Annotated in this window: 1 pseudogene; it reads right to left on the reverse strand. The window is 65.6% G+C overall.

Annotated elements, in window-relative coordinates:
- Positions 1 to 177: 177 nt before the first annotated feature.
- Positions 178 to 401 (reverse strand): annotated as a pseudogene (locus AX692_RS18305) (transposase domain-containing protein); the annotation flags it as partial.

Raw genomic sequence — 401 nt, forward strand, 5'->3', positions numbered from 1 at the left:
TACCAACCCAAGGGCCCAACCTTGGCAACCGCATCAGAGTTTGCAACAGAGCCCGGCCAAGGCACCCAGCAGCAACCGCTACGGGGTCGCTTGCTGAATGTCGGCTTCTGGCGGAAAATCGCAGATAGCTGCCATCGGCGCAATGGGTCCTCACGCAACGTCGGGGTCACTGGAACGAGCCGCCTTCCACGCCCATGGCAGGAGCTCGTCGAGGCGGTTGATGGGATGGCCTTTGCCGATGCGGTCGAGGACGTCGGTCAGCCAGACCTGCGGGTTCACGCCGTTGAGCTTGGCGGTCTCGAGCAGCGAATACATCGCGGCCGCCCGCTCGCCGCCGCAATCCGCACCGGCGAACAGCCAGTTCTTGCGCCCGACCGCGATGCCGCGCAGCGCGTTCTCGG

Origin of the sequence: Erythrobacter donghaensis (genome assembly GCF_001557325.1) — a bacterium.
GTDB classification, from domain to species: Bacteria; Pseudomonadota; Alphaproteobacteria; order Sphingomonadales; family Sphingomonadaceae; genus Erythrobacter; species Erythrobacter donghaensis_B.